At 69.4% G+C, this 15,260-nt stretch carries 14 protein-coding genes; 7 read left to right on the plus strand and 7 right to left on the minus strand.

Annotated features, from left to right (window positions below; genetic code table 11):
* Nucleotides 1-89: 89 nt before the first annotated feature.
* Nucleotides 90-668, minus strand: a complete 579-nt coding sequence (locus EV278_RS15090; protein WP_132093014.1) for a hypothetical protein — start codon at nucleotides 666-668, stop codon at nucleotides 90-92.
* A gap of 153 nt (nucleotides 669-821) precedes the next feature.
* Between EV278_RS15090 and coaBC the strand changes: the two genes are divergently transcribed.
* The 5 genes from coaBC (at nucleotide 822) to EV278_RS15115 (ending at nucleotide 6,042) form a co-directional block, all read left to right on the plus strand.
* Nucleotides 822-2,030: a bifunctional phosphopantothenoylcysteine decarboxylase/phosphopantothenate--cysteine ligase CoaBC gene (gene coaBC, locus EV278_RS15095; RefSeq protein WP_132093017.1), complete on the plus strand. Its 1,209-nt coding sequence runs from the start codon at nucleotides 822-824 to the stop codon at nucleotides 2,028-2,030.
* Nucleotides 2,027-2,485 (plus strand): dUTP diphosphatase, encoded by a 459-nt coding sequence (gene dut, locus EV278_RS15100; RefSeq protein ID WP_132093020.1) that lies wholly within the window; start codon nucleotides 2,027-2,029, stop codon nucleotides 2,483-2,485. Before coaBC ends, dut begins: the two co-directional genes overlap by 4 nt.
* A gap of 172 nt (nucleotides 2,486-2,657) precedes the next feature.
* The gene (locus tag EV278_RS15105) at nucleotides 2,658-3,764 is read left to right on the plus strand and encodes an HlyD family secretion protein (RefSeq protein WP_132093021.1); all 1,107 of its coding nucleotides are present in this window, start codon (nucleotides 2,658-2,660) and stop codon (nucleotides 3,762-3,764) included.
* A gap of 22 nt (nucleotides 3,765-3,786) precedes the next feature.
* Nucleotides 3,787-5,403, plus strand: coding sequence for a DHA2 family efflux MFS transporter permease subunit (locus EV278_RS15110; protein WP_132093024.1), 1,617 nt, complete (start codon nucleotides 3,787-3,789; stop codon nucleotides 5,401-5,403).
* A gap of 30 nt (nucleotides 5,404-5,433) precedes the next feature.
* A complete protein-coding gene (locus EV278_RS15115; RefSeq protein ID WP_132093027.1) occupies nucleotides 5,434-6,042 on the plus strand; it encodes a TetR/AcrR family transcriptional regulator in 609 nt (202 codons plus the stop codon).
* Nucleotides 6,043-6,047: 5 nt separating this feature from the next.
* On the opposite strand, the gene EV278_RS15120 is transcribed toward EV278_RS15115, so the two are convergent.
* The 5 genes from EV278_RS15120 to EV278_RS15140 form a co-directional block, all read right to left on the minus strand.
* Nucleotides 6,048-6,863, minus strand: a complete 816-nt coding sequence (locus EV278_RS15120) for an enoyl-ACP reductase (protein ID WP_132093030.1) — start codon at nucleotides 6,861-6,863, stop codon at nucleotides 6,048-6,050.
* Nucleotides 6,864-6,925: 62 nt separating this feature from the next.
* Nucleotides 6,926-8,875 carry a tetratricopeptide repeat protein gene (locus EV278_RS15125; protein ID WP_132093033.1) on the minus strand — a complete coding sequence of 650 codons (1,950 nt, stop codon included), beginning with the start codon at nucleotides 8,873-8,875 and terminating at the stop codon, nucleotides 6,926-6,928.
* Nucleotides 8,876-8,902: 27 nt separating this feature from the next.
* Entirely contained in the window at nucleotides 8,903-10,117 is a 1,215-nt protein-coding gene (gene fabB / locus EV278_RS15130) for a beta-ketoacyl-ACP synthase I (RefSeq protein WP_132093036.1), read from the minus strand.
* 66 nt (nucleotides 10,118-10,183) lie between these two features.
* Entirely contained in the window at nucleotides 10,184-10,699 is a 516-nt protein-coding gene (gene fabA, locus EV278_RS15135; protein ID WP_019848734.1) for a 3-hydroxyacyl-[acyl-carrier-protein] dehydratase FabA, read from the minus strand.
* 92 nt (nucleotides 10,700-10,791) lie between these two features.
* Nucleotides 10,792-11,319: an SH3 domain-containing protein gene (locus tag EV278_RS15140; protein ID WP_132093039.1), complete on the minus strand. Its 528-nt coding sequence runs from the start codon at nucleotides 11,317-11,319 to the stop codon at nucleotides 10,792-10,794.
* 88 nt (nucleotides 11,320-11,407) lie between these two features.
* Between EV278_RS15140 and EV278_RS15145 the strand changes: the two genes are divergently transcribed.
* The gene (locus tag EV278_RS15145) at nucleotides 11,408-12,394 is read left to right on the plus strand and encodes a D-glycerate dehydrogenase (RefSeq protein WP_132093042.1); all 987 of its coding nucleotides are present in this window, start codon (nucleotides 11,408-11,410) and stop codon (nucleotides 12,392-12,394) included.
* A gap of 69 nt (nucleotides 12,395-12,463) precedes the next feature.
* Nucleotides 12,464-14,485: a S9 family peptidase gene (locus EV278_RS15150; protein WP_132093045.1), complete on the plus strand. Its 2,022-nt coding sequence runs from the start codon at nucleotides 12,464-12,466 to the stop codon at nucleotides 14,483-14,485.
* On the opposite strand, the gene moeB is transcribed toward EV278_RS15150, so the two are convergent.
* The gene (moeB, locus tag EV278_RS15155) at nucleotides 14,482-15,225 is read right to left on the minus strand and encodes a molybdopterin-synthase adenylyltransferase MoeB (RefSeq protein WP_165916656.1); all 744 of its coding nucleotides are present in this window, start codon (nucleotides 15,223-15,225) and stop codon (nucleotides 14,482-14,484) included. The genes EV278_RS15150 and moeB overlap by 4 nt on opposite strands.
* Nucleotides 15,226-15,260: the final 35 nt, after the last annotated feature.

The following is a 15,260-nucleotide window of genomic DNA, read 5'->3' on the forward strand; positions in this document are numbered from 1 at the left end:
GCCGACCGGGGTGACGAGGCGAATCGGCGCCGCTCGCGCCTTGCCCTCGCCTCGGCGCCTTCCCCCAGGCGCGCTTGTGGGGAACCGCCCTAGCTGTCGGTGCTGGCCGGTCGATCCCGCGCCGCCGTCCGTCGCGTCTGGCCGGTCTTCTGCGTGGCCCAGTAGGTCGCGCCGTCGTCGGGCTTGAACATCGTGCGCGGCGCGCCGGTCTTGGTGACCACCGCAAAGACATTGGCCTTGGGATCGTAGATCAGGGTGTCGCCATTGGCGCGCGTCAGGGTTTCGGCCCCGGCCGGCGGATGGGCGACGAAGGCGTGGGTCTTGCGGACATAGTCGTCGACATCGGCGGCGGCGAAGTCGGCGCCGTAGCGCTCGAACCCGCGCTGGGCGTTCTCCTCGGCCGTCCGGGTGCGGTTGGCCGCCCACATCGGCTTGCCCGCCACCTTGCGCACCGGGGCGTCGCGCGGATCGGGCCGGGTCGGCGCGCTGTCGTAGCTCCCGCCGCCATAGGAGGGCGCGTCGCGGTCGGACGCCGGCTGGGCGGCCGTGGCCACATCCCCCGCCTTGGGCGCCTTCACGGCGGAGGCGCCGCCGTCGCAGGCGGCGAGACCCAGGGCCAGACCCGCGGCCGTCAGGGCCGGAAACCAGGGCATACGCCGTACCGTCATGATCGATATCCCGATGTTTCCTCTACTTTTGAGAGTAAGAACGAAGACGGAACGAATGTCGAGTCCCCGTTAAGCTTTTTTGCATATGGGGCTTACGCTGGACGCCGCGTCGCTCTATGCGCCTGGGAGCCAGATGCGCCGGAGGCCGATGACATGACCGGGAAGCGGGTTCTTCTGATCGTCGGCGGCGGTATTGCCGCCTACAAGGCGCTGGAGCTGACACGGCTGCTGCGCAAGGCCGGGGTGGCCGTGCGGCCGATCCTGACCAAGGCGGGCGCCGAGTTCGTCACCGCCCTGTCGCTGTCGGCCCTGGCCGAGGACAAGGTCTATGGCGAACTGTTCTCGCTGACCGACGAGGCCGAGATGGGCCATATCGAGCTGTCGCGCTCGGCCGACCTGGTGGTGGTGGCCCCCGCCACCGCCGACCTGATCGCCAAGGCCGCCCACGGCCTGGCCGGCGACCTGGCCTCGACCACCCTGCTGGCGACCGACAAGCCCGTGCTGATGGCCCCGGCCATGAACGTGCGGATGTGGCTGCACCCCGCGACCCGGCGCAATATCGAGACCCTGAAGACCGACGGCGTGCTGTTCGTCGGGCCCGACGAGGGGGCCATGGCCTGCGGCGAGTTCGGCCCGGGCCGCCTGGTCGAGCCGCCGGTGATCTTCGAGGCGATCATGGACGCCTTGAGGGGACCCGCCGCCCGGCCGCTGGCCGGCCGGCACGCCCTGGTCACCGCCGGCCCGACCTTCGAACCGATCGACCCGGTGCGCGGGATCACCAACCGCTCCAGCGGCCGCCAGGGCTACGCCATCGCCGGAGCCCTGGCCAGGCTGGGCGCCCGGGTGACCCTGGTCAGCGGACCGGTCGCCCTGCCCACTCCGCTCGGCGTGGACCGGATCGACGTCGAGACCGCCCGTGAGATGCTGGCCGCCTGCCAGGCGGCCCTGCCCGCCGACGTCGGGGTCTTCGTGGCCGCGGTCGCCGACTGGCGCATCGACGAGGTGTTCGGCGCCAAGCTGAAGAAGGAGAAGGGCGGGCCGCCGGCCCTGACCTTCGTCGAGAACCCCGACATCCTGGCCGCCCTGGCGGCCTCCGGCCCCCAGCGCCCGAAGCTGGTGATCGGCTTCGCGGCCGAGACCAACGACGTCGAGGCCCACGCCCGCGCCAAGCTGGCGCGCAAGGGCTGCGACTGGATCATCGCCAACGACGTCACAGAGCCCGGCGTGATGGGCGGCGACGAGAACGCCGTCCTGCTGATCTCCAGGGACAAGACCGAACGCTGGACGCGGGCCGCCAAGGACTCCGTGGCCCGCGACCTGGCCCAACGCATAGCCCAAGACCTGACAGCGAGCCCTTCATGACCGCACCGCATATCCCCGTCGTCCAGCTGGCCCACGCCCAGGGCCTGCCCCTGCCCGCCTACGAAACCAACGGCGCGGCCGGCATGGACCTGCGGGCGGCGGTGGCCGAGGACGCGCCCCTGGTGCTGAAGCCGGGCGCCCGGTTCATGGTCCCCACCGGCCTGGCCTTCGCCGTGCCGCTGGGCTTCGAGGCCCAGGTGCGGCCGCGCTCCGGCCTGGCGGCCAAGGCCGGCGTCACCTGCCTGAACACCCCCGGCACCATCGACAGCGACTATCGCGGCGAGGTGAAGGTGATCCTGATCAACCTGGGCGAGGAGGACTTCACCATCCGCCGCGGCGACCGCATCGCCCAGCTGGTGATCGCCCCCGTGGTCCAAGCCTCGTGGGGCCTGACCACCAGCCTGGACGAGACGGCGCGCGGCGCGGGCGGCTTCGGCTCGACCGGCGCGAAATAGCGCGGCGAGGCTTGGCGGCGCCAAGGGGGCTCGCGCGACCTGATGACGCGATCTTGAGCTTTCTCTCCGGACCCGGTTGATTTTTGGACGAGTGCGTCCATTTATCCCTTGCCCGGGACGAAGGTCCGATATATCGCCCCGGTTCACGGGTTGATTTCGGGATCCCACCGCCATGGCCGCCGCCTCGAACAAGAAGCTTGTCCCCCTGATCGTCGGCGGCGCGGCCGTCCTCGCGCTGTTGGTAGGCGGCGGGCTGTGGTTCATCGACAAGCAGCGCTACGAAACCACCGACAACGCCTTCGTCCAGGCCGACACCGTGCAGGTCAGCCCGCAGGTGTCGGGCTATGTCGCCGAGGTGCTGGTGGCCGACAACCAGCGGGTCGAGGCCGGCCAGGTCGTCGCCCGCATCGACCCCGCCCCGCTGCAGGCCAAGCTGGACCAGGCGATCGCCAACGCCCAGGCCCTGGAAGCCGCCATCAAGGGCGTCGACGACAAGGCCGTCCTCGAGCAGGCGATGATCGCCCAGCGCGCCGCCGGCGTGGCCAGCGCCCAGGCCGACCAGGGCCGGGCCAAGGCCGATCTGATCCGCTACGACGCCCTGGCCAAGCAGGGCTGGGTCTCGACCCAGAAGGTCCAGACCACCCAGGCCAGCGCCGCCCAGTCGGCGGCCGCCGTGCAGAGCGCCCAGGCGGCCCTGGAGGCCGAGCGCCGCGCCGCCCAGTCGCTGGGCTCGGCCCGCGCCCAGACCGTGGCCCAGGCGGCCGCGGCCAGGGCCGCCGTCGAACAGGCCCGCATCGACCTGGACCGCACCGTGATCCGCGCGCCCGTCGCCGGCGTGGTCGGCGCCCGCTCGGTGCGCCCGGGCCAGCTGGTGCAGCCGGGCGTGGCCCTGATGGCGGTCGTGCCGGTCGGCCAGGGCTATATCGTCGCCAATTTCAAGGAGACCCAGGTCGCTCGCCTGCGCGTGGGCCAGCCGGTCGAGATCAAGGCCGACGCCTTCGGCAAGAACGTGATCCACGGCAAGCTGGACAGCTTCGCCCCGGCCACCGGCCAGGAGTTCGCCCTGATCCCGGTCGAGAACGCCGTGGGCAACTTCACCAAGATCACCCAGCGCCTGCCGGTCAAGATCGTGGTCGACAAGTCGCCGCTGGGCTCGGCCCTGCGCCCCGGCCTGTCGGTCGACGTCAAGGTCGACGTCCGCGATCGCTCGGGCCCGACCTTCGCAGAGGCCGGCCTGCCCAATGCGGCCCAGTACGCCCAGCAGGGCCAGGCGCGCTAGGGCGCGGTCCGGGTTCGCCGCCATGACCGACGCCGCCCTCCCCGCCCCCTCCGCACCGCCCGCCGCGAGGCCGGCGACCGCCCCGTCTTCGACTCAAGGGGTCGACTGGAACAAGCTGCTCCTGGGCTTCGGGGCCATGGTCATCGGCCAGTTCATGGCCATCCTCGACATCCAGATCGTGGCGGCTTCGCTGCCGCAGATCCAGGCCGGGGTGGGCGCCAGCGCCGATCAGGTCAGCTGGATCCAGACCGCCTACCTGATCCCCGAGGTCGTGATGATCCCGCTGTCGGGATACCTGTCGCGGCTGTGGGGCACCCAGCGGGTCTATCTGATCTCGTGCGCCGGCTTCGTAGTCATGAGCGTGCTGACGGGCCTGTCCTCGTCGATCGACATGATGATCCTGACCCGGGCCCTGCAAGGCTTCATCGGCGGGGCGATGATCCCGACGGTGTTCGCCGTGGCCTTCACCGCCTTCCCGCCCGAGCGGCGCATCACCGCCAGCGTGATCATGGGCCTGATCGTCACGCTGGCCCCGACGGTCGGCCCGACCCTGGGCGGCCACCTAACCGAATGGCTCAGCTGGCGCTGGCTGTTCTTCATCAACGTGCCGACTGGCCTGATCGTGCTGTTCGGCGTGGCCCGCTGGGGCCAGTTCGACAAGGGCGACCCCAGCCTGGCCAAGGGCTTCGACTGGTTCGGCCTGGCGGTGATGGCCACCTTCCTGATGAGCATGCAGTTCGTGCTGGAGGAGGGCTCCAAGGACGGCTGGTTCGAGGACAGCGGCATCCTGGGCCTGACCGTGCTGGCCTGCGTCACCGGCGCGGTCTTCATCTGGCGCTCGCTCAGCTACCGCAACCCGATCGTCGAGCTGCGCGCCTTCGCCAACCGCAACTTCTCGATCGGCGTGATGATGACGGCGGTGTCGGGGGCCAGCCTGTTCGGCGGCACCTTCCTGCTGCCGCAGTTCCTGGGCCGGGTGCGGCACTATTCGGCCTCGGAGGTCGGCACCACCATGGTGGTCTCGGGCCTGTCGATGTTCGCCACCGGCCCGATGGCCGGCCGGCTGGTGCGCCAGATGGACCCCCGAATCCCGATGTTCATCGGCTTCATGCTGGCGGGCTTCGGCATGTACATGGCCCACGGCGTGACCAAGGACTGGGGCTTCTGGGAGTTCGCCGGGGTCCAGGCCTGCCGGGGCGTGGGGGTGATGATCGCCATGATCGCCACCCAGCAGGTGACGATGAGCACCCTGCCTCCGCACATGGTCAAGAACGCCTCGGGCCTGGTCAACCTGTCGCGCAACACCGGCGGCGCGATCGGCCTGGCCCTGCTGGCCACGACGATCACCAACCAGACGGCGCTCTACTACATGGGCCTGTCGGACGAGATGGGCCAGGGCGACGCCCGGATCGCCGGCATGATGCAGGGTCTGGCCGCCCGCATGGCCCAACTGGGTGTCGCCGACCCCGACGGCGCGGCGCGCAAGGCGATCGGCGGCATGCTGAGCCAGCAGGCCACGGTGCTGGCGTTCGGCGACAGCTTCACCCTACTGGCCTACGGCTGCTTCGTCGCCGCCGCCGTCTCGCTGTTGGCCAAGCCGGTCAAGAACGCCCCTCCTCCACCTTCGGACGCCCATTGATGCCCATCCAAAAACCGCTGGGGGCCGCCCATGCCTAGAGTCGCCGGACAGATCGATGTCGCCAAGACCGAAGCCATTCTCGACGCCGCCGTCGAGGTGATCGGCCAGCGCGGCCTGGGCGCGCCGATGGAGGCCATCGCCAAGCGGGCGGGCGTCTCCAAGCAGACCGTCTACAACCACTACGGCTCCAAGGCCGAGCTGGTCCGGGCTCTGATGGCCCGGCGCGTGGCGGCGATCACCGCCCCGCTGCGGGAATCCGGCGCGATCGACAATCCGGGCGAGGCGCTGGAGGCCTATGCCCGCTCGATGCTGGAGACGGTGACCACCACCAAGAGCTATTCGATCCTGCGGGTGATCATCCAGGGCGCCGGCGAAATGCCCGACGTGGCCCAGGAGGTGTTCGAGGCCGGGCCGCGCCAGGCGCGCCGCCAGCTGGCGGCCTTCCTGGAGATGGAGACCCAGCTCGGCCGCCTGAAGGTCGAGGACTTCGATCAGGCGGCCGAGTTCTTCTCGGGCATGGTCATGGGCCACAGCCAGCTGCGCGCCCTGCTGCGCCTGCCGTCCGACAAGACGACGGCGGAGTTCGACGGCGTCGCCCGAGAAGCCGCCCAGCGCTTCATGCGGGCCTACGCACCGTAGAGGGTTTAGCCTTCCACCTCGTCGGGCATGCCCATCATGTGGAAGCCCGCATCGACGTGAACCACCTCGCCGGTGGTGGAGCGGCCCAGGTCGGAGACTAGCCACAGGGCGGCGCCGGCGACGCCTTCCATCGAGGTGTCTTCCTTCATGGCGCTGAAGGCCCGGCCCTGGGCGATCATGCCACGGCCGCCGGCGATGCCGGCCAGGGCCAGGGTGCGCATGGCACCGGCCGAGATGGCGTTGCAGCGGATGCCCTTGGGACCCAGGTCGCGGGCGATGTAGCGGGTCGCCGCCTCCAGGGCCGCCTTGGCCACGCCCATGGTGTTGTAGTTGGGGATGGTCCGCTCCGACCCCAGATAGGTCATGGTGATCAGCGAGCCGCCGTTCGGCATCAGCTTGGCGGCGCGCTTGGCGACATCCACGAAGCTGAAGGCCGAGATGTTCATGGCCATCAGGAAGCCGTCGCGCGTGGTGTTGTCGACGAACGAGCCCTTCAGTTCGTCCTTGTTGGCGAAGGCCACCGAGTGGACCACGAAGTCGATCGTGCCGAACTTTTCCTCGATGGCGGCGAAGGCGGCGTCCATCGAAGCGTCGTCGGTGACGTCGGCCGGGACCAGGGTGGTGACGCCGATGCTTTCGGCCAGGGGTCGCACGCGGCGCTCCAGGGCCTCGCCCTGATAGGTGAAGATCATCTCGGCGCCCTGGGCGGCGAGCTGCGAGGCGATGCCCCAGGCGATGGAGTTGTGGTTGGCCACGCCCATGACGAGGCCCTTCTTGCCCCGCATCAGCTCGCCCTTGGGGAATGCGTAGTCGTCGGCCATGGCTTGGCTCTCCTGGAATCCTTGAGCGCTAGCTAGCAGGACGGGTCCGCCTACGGAACCCTTCAGACGGGGTCGATGTCGAAGCCGTCATGCGGCAGATCCGCGACCAGGCGCAGCGTCATCGTCTCGAAAGCGTCCTCGAGGCGGTCGGTGAAGGCCGCCGGATCGAACACCGCCGTCGCGCCCAAGGCCTTGCCCAGGCGGACTTTCAGCGCTTGCAGGGCGGCGCGGTCGCCGGCCAGGCGGACCGCGGCGGCGACATAGGCCTCGACGTCGGCCGCGATCAGGTCCCGCAGGCCCAGGGACGCCAGCAGGCTGGCGGCCACTCGGCTGGCGAAGCTCTCGCCCGGCAAGGTCAGCAGCGGGACGCCCTTGCCCAGGGCGTCGCTCGCCGTGGTGTGGGCCCCATAGGGCCAAGTGTCGAGCATCAGATCGGCCAGGCCTTGGCGCGCCAGGTGTTCGGCATGCGGCGCCGGAGCGGCGAACACCAGGCGAGCCGGCTCGACGCCCGCCTGTCGCGCCCTCGCCCGCAGATTGTCCGCGACGCCGGGCGAGCCCTCGTACAGCCACAGCACCGTATTCGGCGCCCGGTCCAGGATCGCCATCCAGGCGGCGAAGACCTCCGGCGTGATCTTGGTCGGATTGTTCAGGCAACCGAACACGACGGCGTCGTCCGGCAGGCCCGCGGCCCGGCGAGCCGGCGACGGGACGCCCGGCGACGGGACGTCGTTGGGCTGATAGAGCGGCAGGCGAACCACCGCCTCGCTCCAGTCGGCCTCGGCCCCAGGCGGCAGAACCACCGGGTCGGCGATCACGTAGTCGACATAGGCGCTGGCCAGGGTGCCGGGATAGCCCAACCAGCTGACCTGAACCGGCGCGGCGCGATGGGCCAGAATCCCAGGCCGGCCATCCTGTGTGTAGCCCTTCAGGTCCACGAGGATATCGACGCCCAGCGCCCTGGCCAGGGCCGCGACCTGGGCGTCGGACATCTGGCGCACGTCGATCCGACGATCCAGCGCCGCGTCGATCCGTCGGCGCAGCGGTCCGCCCAGGTCGGGGCCGTAGGACAGGGCGACGATCTGAAATCGCGCCCGGTTGTGCGCTTCCAGGACGCCGGCCAGCAATCGGGCGGTGGCGTGGTCGTGCAGATCGGCCGACAGATAGGCCACCAGCACTTGGCTTCCGGGTATGGGCCGCTCAACCGGCATCGGGACGGCGGGAGGAGCGGCCAGGCTGGCGGCGACGCGATGCAGCGCCGGGTCGTCGAAGGCCGACAGGGCCGCGAACGGGCCGATGGCCGGCCGCCCCGCCGCCAGCTCAGCCCGGATCGCCGCCAGCAGGGCCGCGTCGTCGCGCCAGTCGCAGACCTGGCGTCGGGCGTGCAGCAGGTCGCCCAGGGCGCGAGGATGGCGGGGATCCAGGGCGACGACCCGCTCCAGGTCGCGCGCCGCCTCGCCCGGCCGGCCCAGCAGCATCAGCAGCGCCGCGCGGTTGGCCAGGGCCTGAGGGTAGTCCGGCGCGGCGGCGCAGGCCTGGTCATGGGCGGCCAGAGCCAGCTCGAACCGTCGCAGGTCGGACAGCGCCACGCCGCGATTGCACAGGGCGTCGACGAAGCCGGGCGAAGCGGCCAGGGCCTTGTCATAGGTCGCCAGCGCCTCCGCCGGACGGCCCAGGCGGCGAAGGGCCACGCCCCGGGCGTTGAGCACCGTCGCATTGTCCGGATCGCGGGCCAAGGCCGCGTCGCTGGCCGCCAAGGCCTCGTCGTCGCGGCCCAGCGCGACCAGGGCGGCGGCCCGGGCCGACAGCACGCCGGCGCGGACCGGATCCAGCGCCAGGGCCCGGTCCAGGGCCGCCAGGGCCGAGGCCGGGTCGCCCAGGGCCAGGCGCGCCGCGCCCAGCAGGTGCCAGGCTTCGACCGAGCCCGGATCGTCGGCCGCCACCTGCTCGCACAGAGCGGCGGCCTCGGCCATGCGGCCGCCACGGTAGAGATCGTAGGCCTTGCGGGCGGTCATCGGGGATCCGGGAACCGCCGCGCCGGGTCAGTCGGCCTTGCTGAAGATCAGCGTGCCGTTGGTGCCGCCGAACCCGAAGCTGTTGGACATCACCGTGGTCAGCGGCTTGTCGGAGCGCTCCAGCAGGATCGGCAGGTCGGCGAACTCGGGGTCGAGGTTTTCGATATGGGCGCTCTGGGCGGCGAAGCCGTCGTCGAGCATCAGGATCGAATAGATCGCCTCCTGCGCCCCGGCCGCGCCCAGGCTGTGGCCGGTCAGCGACTTGGTCGACGAGATCAGCGGAGCCTTGTCGCCGAACACGTCGCGCACCGCGCCCATCTCCTTGCTGTCGCCCACCGGCGTGGAGGTGCCGTGCGGGTTCAGGTAGTCGATGGTCCGGCCGCCGGCCTGGGCCATGGCGATCTTCATGCAGCGCGCCGCGCCCTCGCCCGACGGGGCGACCATGTCGTAGCCGTCGGAATTGGCCGCGTAGCCGACCAGTTCGCCGTAGATCTTGGCTCCGCGCGCCTTGGCGTGCTCGTACTCTTCCAGCACGACGATGCCGGCCCCGCCGGCGATCACGAAGCCGTCGCGGTCCTTGTCATAGGCGCGGCTGGCCACGGCCGGACGGTCGTTGAAGTTGCTGCTCATCGCGCCCATGGCGTCGAACAGGTTGGACAGCGTCCAGTCCAGCTCCTCGCAGCCGCCGGCGAAGACGATGTCCTGCTTGCCCATCTGGATCTGCTCGGCCCCGGCCCCGATGCAGTGGGCGCTGGTCGCGCAGGCCGAGCTGATCGAATAGTTGATCCCGCGGATCTTGAACCAGGTCGACAGCACGGCCGACGGGCCCGAGCACATGGCCTTGGGCACGGCGAACGGACCGATGCGCTTGGGACCCCTTTCCCTCGTGGTGACCGCGGCCTCGGCGATCACCCGGGTCGACGGGCCGCCCGAGCCGACGATCAGGCCGGTGCGCTCGTCCGAGATCTTCGACTCCTCGAGGCCCGAATCCGCGATCGCCTGTTCCATGGCGATGTGGGCGTAGGCCATGCCGGGGGCCAGGAAGCGGGCGGCGCGGCGATCGACCAGCGACTCCCACTCGATGTTGGGGGCGGCATGGACCTGGCAACGGAAGCCCAGCTCGGCGTATTCCGGCGCGGAGACCACGCCCGACTTGGCTTCACGCAGTGAGGCGAGCACCTCATTGGCGTTGTTGCCGATGGACGAGACGATCCCCAGTCCGGTGACGACGACGCGACGCATGAACAATCCTCTTTTCTTCCCCATGGTCCAGACGGGGCGGCTCTGGACGGCCGCCCTACAGGTGGATCAAGACGCCATTTGGTCCGCGGTGAACAGACCGACCTTCAGGTCCTTGGCTTCGTAGATGGGCTTTCCGTCGGCCTCCACCACGCCATCGGCGATGCCCATGACCAGCTTGCGCATGATCACGCGCTTGAGATCGATCTTGTAGGTGACCCGTTTCACGTCCGGCGTGACCTGGCCGGTGAACTTCACCTCGCCCACGCCCAGGGCGCGGCCGCGGCCGGGGGCGCCCGACCAGCCCAGGAAGAAGCCGACCAGCTGCCACATGGCGTCCAGGCCCAGGCAGCCGGGCATGACCGGGTCGCCGATGAAGTGGCAGGCGAAGAACCAGAGGTCGGGATTGATGTCGAACTCGGCCTCGACATAGCCCTTGCCATACTTGCCGCCCTCAGACTCGATGCGGACGATGCGGTCGAACATCAGCATCGGCGGCACGGGCAGCTGGGCGTTGCCGGGGCCGAACATCTCGCCGCGGCCACAGGCCAGGAGCTCGTCGAAGGTATAGGAACTTTGTTGCATGGCCTCGCCCTAGCACGGCGGCGGGCCGCGCCTCAATGTTACTTTCAGTAACGCCCGTGAACGCCCGGCGCTCCGGCGATGCGAAAACACCCCTATTCCTTGCACTGGACCTGGGGGGCGGCCCCCCAGATCTCGGCCTGGGGAGCCCAGCCCGACTCGCCGCCCGCCTTCAGCTTGCACCAGCCCTTTTCACAACGGTCGAGATTGGCCGTCGAGCGTCCCGCCAGATAGGCCTCGACCCGGGCGTTCGCCTTGGGCTGGGCTCGCAGCGGCAAAGGCGTGGCCTGCACCCGCATGGCGGTGCGCCGCCCGTCGGTGGTGCGCTTGTGCACCCAGGCCAGGTTGCCTTCCGGATCGCAGATCCTGCGCCACTCGCGGGTTTCGGCCACCACCTGCACCGGCAGGCCCTTGACCTTGTAGATCCACAGCAGGCGGTGCGCCTCGTCGGGCCCGACGCGGGCGTTCACCTCGCCGTACTTCAGCGACACGTAACGCGGCACCTCCATGCCCGACGGCGTGACCTTCGGGGTCTGGGCCCAGGCCCCGCCGCCCAGGCTGGCCGAGCCGAGCGCGACCAGGGCCAGGGCGCCGAGCGAACGATGTTTGCGATTCCTCGGCATGTTGCTTGGCCCGATGGGGCCCCTTTGCTACAGATTTCGAACACCCGCCTGGGAAACACCCAATTGGGGAAGGCTTTTCGAACCGCTCATGTCAGCTCGCAAGCTCAAAGTGATCGTCACTCGCAAACTCCCCGACCCGGTGGAGACGCGGATGTGCGAGCTGTTCGACACCCAGCTGAACGTCACCGACAAACCCTTGACGGCCGATGAACTGGTCGAGGCCATGAACCAGGCCGACGTGCTGGTGCCCACCATCACCGACCGCATCGACGGCCGCCTTCTGTCGCGATCCGGCGACCGGCTCAAGCTGATCGCCAATTTCGGGGCTGGCGTCGACAATATCGACGTCGCCACCGCCAACGCCCGCGGCATCATCGTCACCAACACCCCCGGCGTGCTGACCGAGGACACCGCCGACCTGACCATGACCCTGATCATGGCCGCCTCGCGCCGGGTGGTGGAAGGCGCCGAGGTGGTCAAGGCCGGCGGCTTCCATGGCTGGTCCCCGACCTGGATGCTGGGCCGGCGGCTGTGGGGCAAGCGCCTGGGGATCATCGGCATGGGCCGCATCGGCCAGGCCGTGGCCCGCCGCGCCAAGGCCTTCGGCATGCAGGTGCACTATCACAACCGCAAGCCCGTCGGCCCGCGCATCGCCGAGGAGGTCGGGGCCACCTACTGGGAAAGCCTGGACCAGATGCTGGCCCGCATGGACTTCATCTCGGTCAACTGCCCGCACACCCCGGCCACCTACCACCTACTGTCGGCCCGCCGGCTCAAGCTGCTGCGGCCCCAGGCCATCATCGTCAACACCGCCCGCGGCGAGGTGATCGACGAAGGCGCCCTGGCCAACATGCTGGCCCGCGGCGAGATCGCCGGGGCGGGACTGGACGTCTACGAGCACGAGCCGGCGATCAACCCCAAGCTCCTGAAGCTGCCCAACGTCGTGCTCCTGCCGCACATGGGCTCGGCCACCGTCGAGGGCCGCATCGACATGGGCGAGAAGGTCATCGTCAACGTGAAGACCTTCATGGACGGACACAGGCCGCCGGATCGGGTGATCCCGTCGATGCTGTAGGCGACACAAGCTTGACCTTGACTTCCCGATGCGCTGACTACGCAGAGGTTGTGTCAGGAAGCCTAAAGTATGATTTCGCGTCGTCGAGCCATGGCGGGCGCCCTGGCGTCTCCGTTGTTCCTGCAAGCGGTCTGGTCGCACGCCGCCGAAGCGGACGCTCCGGCCTCGCCGCCGACCATCGATGACTTCCTCAGGCCGGCGATCGATCGCGACGTCGCCCTTTCGCCGGACGGCAAACAGATCGCCATCCTCTCGGCCCGCACCGAAGGCCAGAAGACGATCGCCTCCGTCACGATCATGGATGCCGACAATCCCGAAAAGACGTCGGTCATCCAGATCGGCGAATTGGATGTCGAAACGGTCGCTTGGGCCAACGACCAGCGCCTGCTGATCCGGATCCGCTACGATCTCGCGCCCAAGCGCCGGGATGCGGCGACGGGGACGCTGCTGCCGCCCAAGCCGGATTCGAACAAGATCTCCGTGCGACGGATCTTCGCGATCGACACCGATGGGCGGCGCGGCGTCATGCTGTTCAAGGACGGCCTTTTCGACGCGGACTACATCTACGACCTGAGCATCGTGGTCGACACCCTGCCCGACGACCCGCGTCACATCCTGATGCACGCCTGGCAACCGACCACCAGCGTGGCGATCCTGTGCAAGGTCGATGTCGATACCGGCGCAGCCGAGATCGTCGAGCGCGGCACGGCCAAGACCTGGAAGTGGCAGACCCAGAACGGCGTGCCGGTGGTCCGTTACGACACCAACCCTCGCGGCACGGTCACCACCCTCTATCTTCGCGCGCCCGGCAGCACCGACTGGACCTTCTTCCGCAAGCTGCGGCGCGACGATTGGACCAAGCAGGAATTCTGGCTGCTAGGCCCCGCCGAAGAGCCGGGCGTCATGCTGGTCTACGCCTATCTTGAGGGTCAGGACGTTCTGGCGGTCCGCAAGTTCGACCTGCGGACCATGGCCTTGGGCGACGTGGTGGCCAGCCGTCCTGGTCGCGACATCGAGGATGTCGTCGTCGCCCCAGACGGGCGTGTGCTGGGCAGCCGCTACGTCGACGACCGCACGGCCTATCAGTTCATCGATCCCAAGATGACCGCCCACTTCCGGGGACTGAACAAGTATCTGAACGACGCGTGCAACATCGACATCGTCGACGTCAGTCGCGACGCCAATCGCTATCTGACTCGAGTCACCGGGCCCCAGGAATCGGGCGCTTTCTACTACTATGACAGCGCAGCCAAGCGTTTCGGCGGTATCGGCCAGTGCCGGCCCTGGTTGACCCGTCAGCGCCTGGCGCCCGTCGAGACCCTGTCGATCAAGACGCGGGACGGCGCCATCCTGACCGCCTACCTGACCGTGCCCCTGGCTTCCGGCCCACGCCCGCTGGTGGTCATGCCGCACGGCGGCCCGGAGTCGCGCGACCAGATCGATTTCGACAACTTCGCCCAGGTCCTGGCCGCCCAGGGCTGGATGGTGCTGCAACCAAATTTCCGCGGTTCCAGCGGATACGGCAGGGCCTTCGCCAACGCCGGCAAGAAACACTGGGGCGACCGCATGCAGGAAGATGTCGAGGACGCCCTCGCCCAGGTCCTGGCGACCGGGCGGGTCGACAAGACCAAGATCGCAATCTGCGGCGGCAGCTACGGCGGCTATGCGGCCCTGATGGGCGCCGTGCGCAACCCCGGCCTCTACAAAGCGGTGGTGTCAATCGCTGGCGACGCCGACCTGCTTGAGTCGATCGCCTTCGCCAAGTCGGAGGACGGGAAGGACTCCTCTTCCTACCTCTACTGGCTGGGCTCGATCGGCGATCCGGACACGGACCGGGCGATGATGGAGGCCGCCTCGCCCGCCCTCCACGCCGACAAGATCACCGCGCCGGTGCTCCTGATCCACGGTCTCAATGACACGATCGTGGCTCCGAGGCAGTCGCAGATCATGGCCAAGGCTCTGCGCGACGCCGGAAAACCCGTCGAACTGATCGAGATGAAAGGCGTCGGCCACCGTGACCTGCGGCCAGACAACTGGCGGGTCGTGTACGAACGATCCGTGGATCACATCGGCAAAGCGTTCAAGGCCTAGACCTTGCCGCCGCAAGTCGGGCACGCCGGGTCGGCGCTGATCCGCACCGTCCGCGTCTCCGCCGCCAGGGCGTCGTAGATCAGCAGGCGGCCCGCCAGGCTCTGGCCCGCGCCGGTGATGACCTTGACCGCCTCCAGCGCCATCATCGAACCGATCACCCCGGCCAGGGCGCCGACCACGCCGACCATCGCGCAGGTCTCGGCGTCGGGCGGGATCTCGGGCACCAGGCAGCGGTAGCAGGGCTTTCCCTGGAACACCCCCACCTGGCCTGTCCAGCGGCCCAGGGCGCCGCTGACCAGGGTCTTGCCCTCGGCCAGGCAGGCGTCGCTGACGGCGAAGCGGGTGGCGAAGTCGTCCGTGCCGTCCAGCACCAAGTCATACCGCGAAATCACCTCGCGGGCGTTGTCCTTACCCAGCCATACCGGATGGGTCTCGACGGTCAGGTGCGGGTTCAGGGCGGCCAGATGCTCAGCGGCGGCCTCGACCTTGGGCCGGCCCGCGTCGGCGGTGGAAAACAGCACCTGGCGCTGCAGGTTGGACAGCGACACCGTGTCGGCGTCGACCAGGCCCAGGGTCCCGACCCCGGCGGCGGCGAGGTAGAGGGCGGCCGGCGCGCCCAGCCCCCCTGCCCCGACCACCAGGACGCGCGCCGCCTTCAGCTTCTGCTGACCCGGCCCGCCGATCTCGCGCAGCACCAGATGGCGGGCGTAGCGTTCGACCTCGGCCTCCGAAAAGCTCATCGCGCTTGATCTCCACGCCAAGCCTCGCCACATGC

Origin of the sequence: Caulobacter sp. BK020, assembly GCF_004342605.1 — a bacterium.
GTDB lineage: Bacteria > Pseudomonadota > Alphaproteobacteria > Caulobacterales > Caulobacteraceae > Caulobacter.

What these genes read in the sequence shown, in the direction of transcription:
- EV278_RS15090 (WP_132093014.1), bottom strand. Translation starts at nt 668, where the DNA reads ATGACGGTACGGCGTATGCCCTGGTTTCCGGCCCTGACGGCCGCGGGT.
- coaBC (WP_132093017.1), top strand. Translation starts at nt 822, where the DNA reads ATGACCGGGAAGCGGGTTCTTCTGATCGTCGGCGGCGGTATTGCCGCC.
- dut (WP_132093020.1), top strand. Translation starts at nt 2,027, where the DNA reads ATGACCGCACCGCATATCCCCGTCGTCCAGCTGGCCCACGCCCAGGGC.
- EV278_RS15105 (WP_132093021.1), top strand. Translation starts at nt 2,658, where the DNA reads ATGGCCGCCGCCTCGAACAAGAAGCTTGTCCCCCTGATCGTCGGCGGC.
- EV278_RS15110 (WP_132093024.1), top strand. Translation starts at nt 3,787, where the DNA reads ATGACCGACGCCGCCCTCCCCGCCCCCTCCGCACCGCCCGCCGCGAGG.
- EV278_RS15115 (WP_132093027.1), top strand. Translation starts at nt 5,434, where the DNA reads ATGCCTAGAGTCGCCGGACAGATCGATGTCGCCAAGACCGAAGCCATT.
- EV278_RS15120 (WP_132093030.1), bottom strand. Translation starts at nt 6,863, where the DNA reads ATGGCCGACGACTACGCATTCCCCAAGGGCGAGCTGATGCGGGGCAAG.
- EV278_RS15125 (WP_132093033.1), bottom strand. Translation starts at nt 8,875, where the DNA reads ATGACCGCCCGCAAGGCCTACGATCTCTACCGTGGCGGCCGCATGGCC.
- fabB (WP_132093036.1), bottom strand. Translation starts at nt 10,117, where the DNA reads ATGCGTCGCGTCGTCGTCACCGGACTGGGGATCGTCTCGTCCATCGGC.
- fabA (WP_019848734.1), bottom strand. Translation starts at nt 10,699, where the DNA reads ATGCAACAAAGTTCCTATACCTTCGACGAGCTCCTGGCCTGTGGCCGC.
- EV278_RS15140 (WP_132093039.1), bottom strand. Translation starts at nt 11,319, where the DNA reads ATGCCGAGGAATCGCAAACATCGTTCGCTCGGCGCCCTGGCCCTGGTC.
- EV278_RS15145 (WP_132093042.1), top strand. Translation starts at nt 11,408, where the DNA reads ATGTCAGCTCGCAAGCTCAAAGTGATCGTCACTCGCAAACTCCCCGAC.
- EV278_RS15150 (WP_132093045.1), top strand. Translation starts at nt 12,464, where the DNA reads ATGATTTCGCGTCGTCGAGCCATGGCGGGCGCCCTGGCGTCTCCGTTG.
- moeB (WP_165916656.1), bottom strand. Translation starts at nt 15,225, where the DNA reads ATGAGCTTTTCGGAGGCCGAGGTCGAACGCTACGCCCGCCATCTGGTG.